The sequence below is a fragment of the Delftia sp. DLF01 genome (assembly GCF_014852125.1).
In the GTDB taxonomy this organism is placed as follows: domain Bacteria; phylum Pseudomonadota; class Gammaproteobacteria; order Burkholderiales; family Burkholderiaceae_C; genus Comamonas; species Comamonas acidovorans.
Map to the genome: position 1 here is coordinate 614,399 of NZ_JACVAZ010000004.1, position 8,347 is coordinate 622,745.

General features: G+C 65.7%; 3 protein-coding genes. All 3 read left to right on the forward strand.

Annotation, left to right across the window (positions count from 1 at the left end):
* The first annotated feature begins 226 nt into the window (after nt 1-226).
* Nucleotides 227-4,741, forward strand: a complete 4,515-nt coding sequence (locus tag IB269_RS23780) for an IPTL-CTERM sorting domain-containing protein (RefSeq protein WP_192368481.1) — start codon at nt 227-229, stop codon at nt 4,739-4,741.
* Nucleotides 4,738-5,688 (forward strand): rhodanese-like domain-containing protein, encoded by a 951-nt coding sequence (locus tag IB269_RS23785; RefSeq protein WP_192368482.1) that lies wholly within the window; start codon nt 4,738-4,740, stop codon nt 5,686-5,688. The genes IB269_RS23780 and IB269_RS23785 overlap by 4 nt, the downstream gene beginning before the upstream one ends.
* A 103-nt stretch (nt 5,689-5,791) precedes the next feature.
* Nucleotides 5,792-8,347, forward strand: a 2,556-nt coding sequence (locus IB269_RS23790) for a hypothetical protein (protein ID WP_192368483.1), incomplete at its 3' end; no start/stop codon positions are given.

Sequence of the window (8,347 nt, forward strand, 5' to 3'; positions counted from 1 at the left end):
TGATCGATGAATCACCGGACAACCGACATTGCTATATCGGGATGTGCCGATTTTTGCCTTTTCCTGAAGCGCTGAAGGGCATGTCAATTTTTTTGTTGCGCCATTTGAAATGGGACAAGTCTTATTTAAATTGGCTTGCTAATTATTTTTCCAAGTCACGATTTGATACGGATGAGGAATTTCAATACAATCGCGGCCCAATGAATAGAGCGGGGACGGAGGGGCTATGGAGTGGAAAGACTCGGGGAGGATTGCGGCCAGATGGCTGGTGCTATTGATTGGCACGGTGTTTGCCATTGCAGGAACCATCGGCATTGCCTTTGCACAGGCCGCCGATGCGGTATGTGCCGAAGTCAAGATTGTCATAGAGCAAAAACTCTCGCTGGAGCGCCAGGCATTTGACGCCAGGATGGTGATCACCAATGGCTTGGCGGACCAAAAGCTGGAGAACGTCAGCATCACGCTGCAGTTCCTGGATGCGAACAACCAGACGGTGATCGCCACCACGGATCCCGCAGCCTCCGGAGCCCGCTTTTTCTACCGCACGGATGGGGTCGAGGGCATCACTTCCCTGCAGGGCGGCACCATTGCTCCCAAGGCCGTCGCCAATGTCCGATGGCTGATCATTCCCGCAGCCGGCACGGGCGGCCGCGATCCCCAGGGTGCGGTCTACTACATAGGCGCCAAGGTCACCTACACGCTGGATGGCAAGACCGACACCGTGGAGGTGGCACCAGAGTCCATCGTCGTGCGGCCCCAGCCTGAACTGGTGCTTGACTACTTCCTGCCCCGTGATGTTCCGGGTGACGATGCCTTCACACCCGAGGTCGAGCCTTCCGACCCCTTCACGCTGGGCGTGCGCATCAAGAATAGTGGTGGCGGCACTTCGTACAAGACCAAGATCGATACCGCCCAGCCCCGCATTGTCGAAAACCGGCAAGGGCTGCTTGTCAATTTCCAGATTCTGAGCGGCTATGTCAACGATGCGCCAGCAGGCAAAAGCCTGCTGCTCGACTTTGGCGACATCACGCCGGGATCGTCCCTGCATGGGCGTTGGAACATGGTGTCCAGCCTGGCCGGCAAATTTGTCGAATTCACGGCCGGATTTACCCATGCGGATTCGCTGGGCGGTGCCCTGACGTCCCTGATCAAGACCGTCAATACCCATCAATTGGTCCAGGATGTGCGTGTCGATCTTCCAGGACGCGACAAGGTCCGCGATTTTCTGGCCCTGGATGGAGATGTCTACCGCGTCTATGAATCCGATGGCGTGGATACCGAGGTCAGCGATCAAAGCCGATCCGCGCAATTCGTGCCCTCCGGTGCCACCGCCAGCCTGCAGTTCAATCCCGTGGCCAATGGCATGGCCTATGCGCGCGTGCCCGATCCCTCCAGGGGCACCCGTCTTCCCCGGCAGGTGGTCCGCTCCGACGGCTATGTCGTTCCTGGCGAAAACGTCTGGCTGTCCAGGCAGCGCAACGAGGACCTGAGCTGGAGCTATTACCTGAACCTGTTCGACGTGAACACCACGGGCCGCTACACCATCGGCCTGGTCGCTGGCGAGGCACAGGCCAGCATTGCCGGCGCGGCCTTCGAGGACCGCAATGCCAACGGATTGCGCGATGCAGGCGAGCCCGCCATCCCCGTGCTCGAAATCAAGCTCACCGGTACGCGGGCAGGCACCGGGGAGTCGGTGCTGGCCACTGCCCACACCGATGCCCAGGGCCAATTCCGATTCGATGGACTGCTGCAGGGCAGCTATGCGCTGTCGGCTGCCGTCAGCGAGGGGCTGGTTGATGGCGCTGCGCTTGCGGGCACGGCGGGCGGCCAGTCCGCACCGGGACGCATATCGGGCATTGATCTGGCCACCGGTACGGCGGCTGCGGGCTATCTGTTTGCAAAGCGCTCCGCCAAGGCGACCGGGCCAGATCCCGAACCGGAAGCGGACACTGACATCAGCGTGACGGCGGCACCGGCCACCATGGCGCGCGACGGTGGCTCCACGGTCACCATCACGGCACGCAATGCCGGGCCGGCCATGGCAGCGGCCACCGTCGTCCATGTGGACCTGCCCCAGGGGCTGGAGATCGCCAGCCAGTCGGCATCGGTGGGCAGCTATTCGCAGGGCCGCTGGACCCTGGGCGACATGGCCAAGGACTCCGCCCCCACCCTGGTGCTGCAGGTGCGTCCTGCAGCAGGCTCCACGGCCAGGGAATTCCTGCTGGCCGCGCGCATCGGCGCGGCCACCCGCGACCCCGTCACCGGCAACAACGCGGCCAGTACCCTGCTCAGGCGCGAGCAGGAGGCCTCCGTGGCCGCTTCGCAGACCCTGGACCAGGGCCTGCGTGTGCTGGCCTATGCCGCATGCGGCGCCGATACCGCTTGCACGGACGGCAAGCGCCAGGCCTTGCAGGATCTGCTGGCGCAGGCCGATGGCTCGGTGCAGTTGGCGGTCACGCCAGGTGAGCTCCGCAAGGCCTTGCGTGCCGGCGACTTCAGCGCGCTCTGGCTCCATGGATCGGTGGACGACCTGGCCGCTTCCCAGATGGAGGAAGTGCGGGCCGCCGTCTACCGAGGTGCCTCGCTGGTCATCGATGGCGCACCAGGCGCGTTGCCGGACACCCTGGCCGACGTCTGGGGCGGCAGCCGTTCAGGCCAGCCGCTGCCTGCGGGCGTCTCTGTGCACCTGGGCGATGCAGGCTTGGGCGATGCGGCGCTGGCCCTGCAAGGTCAGGCGTGGGCGTTGCATAACGAGGGTGCAGGCTCGGAACTGGCCCGCTATGGCACAGGGCAGACCGCTGCGTTGGGCGTGGCCCATGGCAAGGGCCAGGTGCTGGTGATCGGCTTCGATGCCCTGGCGCAAGGCGCGGTTGCGGCTTCGTGGAAAGACTGGACCAAGACGCGCTTCACTGCCCTGGTTCCGCCTGTGTCCGAGCCCATGCTGGCGCAATCTGCCGTGCGCGTCAGAACCAGCATTGCCAACCGCAGCACGCAAGCCATTGCGCTGGAGCAGGCCATGATCCTGGCTAGTGGCATGAAGCTGCGCTCCTCCTCGCCGCAGGCCGTGGTCGACGGTGATCGGGTCAGGTGGACCCTGGAGCCCGCCTCCCAGGCCGAATTGCAGGTTCAGGCCTGGCTGGACCTGCCCGGCACCTCGCTGGCCACCACGGTCGAGACGCAGTTGCGCAAGGCCGGCGACAAGTCGCTGGTGGACAGCTGGTCGCAGCCGGTCACCGTCATCGCAGAACCTCAAGCCGCCGCTAACACCCGGGCTGCAGTGGCTGCGCTGGCGCAGGCCACGGCAGACCAGCGACAGGCCGTCGAGGCATTGCTGGGCCAGGCTCGGGTCGCCATGGAGCAGCAAAAGCCGGCCCAGGCCCTCTCGGCCCTGGTGCAGGCCCAGCCCCTGTTGAGGACGCTGCCATCCCACGGTACCCGGAATGTGGCTCTGCAATCGCTGGCGCAGTGGATAGGCCTGGTCGCCGCCCAGTGGCAGGAGGAGGCCGCGCGGGATTGGACGCTTTCCATCGTGTCCGGCGACCTGCAGTCCGCCAGGCTGGAGCAGCCGTTTGCGCTGCCGCTGCAGGTGCGCTTGCAGACGGCTGACGGCAACCCGGTGGCGGGGCAGGAAGTCACATTCGACGCTCCCGCCAGCGGGGCCTCCGCACGCTTTGCCGGCGGCAGCCGCCAGGCGCGCGTGCTCACCGACGCACAGGGCTTGGCACGCAGCCCGGTCATGACAGCCACTGGCGCTGCGGGCAGCTTCACCGTATCCGCCGGCGTCGAGGCCTTGCCCGGCGGCGTGCGCTTCACGCTGGGCAACCTGGATGGCACGGCGCCCGTGCTGCGCATTGTCAAGTTGACAGGGGATGGGCAGACGGCCACCGTGGGGACGGCCTATGCGGCACCTGTACGTGTCAAGGTCACCGATGCGCAGGGCGCCGCCGTGGCCGGCCACGCCGTGGTCTTTGCGCTGCCGGATAGCGGAGCGAGCGCCGTGTTTGATGGTGGCACGCTCGCAGCGCAGGCCGTCACCGATGCGGCCGGCGTTGCCGCTTCGCCCGGGCTTCGTGCCAATGGACTGGCGGGCGCATTCGAGATGCGCGTGACGGCAGCCGGTGTGGGTGAAGCCTTGCGCGTATCCCTGCAAAACCAGGCCGCGCCTGTGGGCGGCAAGGATGTGGCCCTGCCCACACCCAGCGGCTCCGGCACGCTGAAAGCCTCGGTGACGGGCGGAGGCGCCAGCTGCCGCTTCAACCCGGACAAGACGGTCGTGCGCAAGCCCGAGGGCTGGCTGCCGCTGTTCAACGTGCTGCTCTTCCCGCATGGCGTGTTCGACTACGAACTCACCGGCTGCGACGTCGGAAGCACGGTCACCGTCACCACCGAGTGGCCCAACCTGTTCGGCATCAGCAGCTACCTGAAGTACGGGCCTGTGCCCCATTCGCGGGGCCGCAGCATCTGGTACGCGCCCAGGAACCTGTCGATCAACGGCAACCGCATCAGCTACACCATCACCGATGGCCAGTTGGGCGACGACGACCTGCAGGCCAATGGAGTCATCAAGGACCCGGGCGGCCCCGTCATACAGTCCGGGCCGCTGCCTGAGGATCAGTTGACGGCGGTGCCTGGCCTGGAGGCGGCGGGCCTGGCCCTGTTGTCCGCCCTCATGGCCTTGGGCGCCTGCCTGCAGCACAGGCGCCGACGCGCCGCACGTGCAGGCGCGGGGATGGATGCATGAGGCTGCGTCGTTTTTGTGGTGCTGGCCTGGCGCATGCAGTGGCGGTGTGCGCAGCCGTCCTGGTGGCTGCACCATTGCGGGCGCAGGCCGATACCGAGCCGCAGTCCTGTCGGGCAGACGCGCATGCCGTACGGGACGCAAGGGCCGCCGAGTCCCCTGTGACGTGGCCCCGTCAGGTGCCGCCTCTGGCGTTGACCCCTTCCTGCTGGATGAGTCCGGCCGAGTGGCGGCAGCGCCTTGTTTCCCCTGGCGCACAGGCGGCCATGCTCGTTGACGTTCGGCCGGCGCAGCACAGGCGCGCTACCCCCATCGCGCAGGCCCTGCAGATGGATTTGCCGCAGCTGCAAGGCAAGCGCTTTCTGATGCAGGAGGAAGTCATCCTGCTGGGCACCGGGCTGGACCATGCGGACCTTGACGCGGCATGCCGGCAATTGCGCAGCCAGGGCTTTGGCCGTGTGAAGGCTTTGCTGGGCGGCGCGGCGGTGGCCCTGCATTCCACGGCATCGGCCAGGCTGCAGGACCTGTCCGCCAGCGACTGGATCGCCAGCCTGGGACAAGGCATTGAATGGACGGTGCTTTCCCTCAGCAAGGCCCTGGATGCGGCGCCGGCTGTGCAGTCACCCGTTGACGAACAACAAACGCATCGGCTGGTCGCCTCGCACGATCTGGCCATCCAACTGAACGCCATGGCCGGCGGCAAGGCACGAAGCGACCAGCCAGGAGGCCCCGCATCCCGGGCTTTGGTGGTCATAGCCGACGCTTCGACGGAGTCTGAGCTGCGTGCCCGATTGACCGCGCAACGGGCCTCTTTGGGTGAGCGGCCTGACGCAGTGCCCGTGTACTGGCTGCTGGGCGGGTGGCAGGCCTATCAGTCACAGGTGGCGAGCATGCAGGCCATCGGAACAACGGCAGGCCACCGGCTTCAGGCGGCATGCGGGCGGTTTTGAGCGAGCACAACGATTGAACGAGTCAAGTATTGGGGGAGAAGTGGTGATGCAGTACAGCGTGCGAACGGATGGGTCTGTGGGTGTGTGCAGAAGGGCGAATCCTGTGCGTTGGCAGGTCCTGGCCGTGACTGCGCTGGCCCGCATGGCAGACGTGGGGAAGGCATGGCTGGCTGCCTGTCTTGCGCTGGCATTGCTGCTGGTCTCTCCCGCCTGGGCCCAGACCACGTTGAGCGGCACCATCTCCAGCCCAACGATATTGCGTGCCAGCCAGTCGCCTTACCTGATGCAGGGCGACGTGGTGCTCGATGGCGATGCAACGCTCACCATCGAGCCGGGTGTGACCCTGCGCATGGCTCCTGGCGCCAGTTTCGTGCTCAAAAAGGGAGCGCTGCAAGCTGTTGGCACACCTGACAAGCCCATCCTCATCACCTCGGCCGCCACAACCCCTGTGCCTGGGGATTGGCGGCAATGGCGCATGACGGCCGGCACGCGCAGCGCCCAGACGCTGCTGGACCACGTCACCATCGAATACGGCAGCGGCGTGGTCATCGAGAGCGCTGCCCCTTCCATCAACAACACGGCCTTCAATCACCACAGCGGCCCGGCCATCGGCGTTGATCTTGCGTCCTCGCCGGCCGGCAAGGGAAACTCGGCAAAGGGCAACTCGCTGAATGCCATTGCAGTCCCTTCGGGCACCATTCGCTCTCAGGTCATCTGGGGCATGGTCGGCATTCCCTACCTGGTGCAACAGGGCCTCATCCAGATAGGTCAGGCGCCCTTGTCCATCGAACCAGCCAAGCTCCGGCTCAGTCCGGGCGTGGTGGCCATGCTGCGTGTCTCCCTCAACGCGCCTGCACCTGCCCAGGGCGTGGTGGTGGACATCACCAGCAGCGTGCCTTCGGTGGCCTCTGCCGTTGCGCGGGTCACCGTGGCCCCGGGGCAGACCAGCGCGGACCTGGAGGTACAGGCCAGCACCCTGGGCGCCACCCGCATCACCGCAAGCCACGCCACGCTGGGCTTGGCCGAAACGCAGATCGAAGTCGTCAACCTGCCCTCGCTGGGCCTTGTCCCCGGCAGCCCCACGGTCGGTGTCAACCGGCCGTATCCCATGACCGTGTCGTTGCCCGCGCCGGCACCCGTCGGTGGTGTGAACGTGCAGTTGGGCAACTCCGACGCCAACGTGCTCTCTGTCCCATCGTCCGTGCTGGTTCCGGCCGGTCAACAAGGCGCCAGCTTCGAAGTCATGGGACTTGCCGATGGCAGCAGTTGGCTGACGGCCCAGGCCGAAGGTCACGCCAGCGCCCTGGCCACGGTCTCCGTGCGTGGCAAGGCACTGGTGCTGCCGGCCAGCGTCATCGTGGCGCCGGGCGCGCAGGCTGCCGTGACACTGGAAACCACGGAGCCCGCTCCCTCGGCAGGGCTGGCCGTCAGCCTCGTGCTGGAGCAGGCAGGGCTGGCCCAGGTCCCGGCATCCGTGCGGATTCCCGCAGGGCAGAGCAAGGCAGCCTTCACGGTGGCAGGCCAGACCCTGGGCACGACCCGCATCACAGCCACAGCTGCCGGCTATCAGCCGGCGCAGGCCGCGTTGCGCGTGGACGCCATCAGCCTCAACACCGATCCCTCCGCCGATCTGGTGATGAATGAGGAGCTGAGCAGGGTCTTGCGTGTGCAGTTGAGCAAGGCGGCGCCGCAGGGAGGTGTCACGGTGTCGGTGGCCAGCAGAGATCCTGCGGTGGCCAGCGTGACGCCCGCCGAGGTTTTCATTCCGCAGGGGCAGATCTATGGGACGACGCCGATCACCGTGAAAGCGCTGGCCGTGGGAGAGACAGCGCTGGACATAACGTCTGCGGGGCTGATTGCCAAGGCGTTGAAGGTGAATGTGAGAGCGAAATTTGCACTGAGGCTGACGAGGTATGGCGGCGACAAGCTGATCGTGGGCAAGGGGCTGTACAGCTACAGCAGCGAGTTGTACGTGGAGCGCCTGATCAATGGCGTGGTCAGCAACGGGGCCGATGCGGTGACGGTGAATCTGCGTTGCGTGGCAGCGCAGATATGCGAGACGCCTGCGACGGTGACGATTCCTGCAGGGCAGAGCTACGCATACATCAGTGTGAGCGGCCTGGATTTGGGTTCCACGCAGATCGAGGCGACGGCTGAGGGGGCCACAGCGGCCACGCCTTTGCCGGTGCAAGTCATCGTGCCGCAAGTGCGGGTCGTCAGCCTGGACGGGCAGCGTTCGACCTCCAGCCTGCGGGACAACTTCTATGTGGTGCTGAGCGTGCCTGGCGCGTACTGGTCTGACAACCAGAACGCGATCAAGCCGATGACGGTACAGGTAAGCCTGGTGGAACAGACTCCTTCAGGAGTGGTCGGTGGAATCTACACCGAAGCCGATGGAGGGGTGCTGGTCACGCAGCTTGCGATCGGCAAGGACCGCAGGGACACGGGGTGGGGCTACATCGAGCGGCCCAGTGTTGCGGGAACGTACCGGGTTATGGCACAGGTGGAGGGATTGGCCGAAGGTCAGTCGGCGGTGCAGACCGTGGTGGCTGCAAACCAGGCGCTGAAGCTCACGCGGTATGGCGGCGACAAGCTGATCGTGGGCAAGGGGCTGTACAGCTACAGCAGCGAGTTGTACGTGGAGCGCCTGATCAATGGC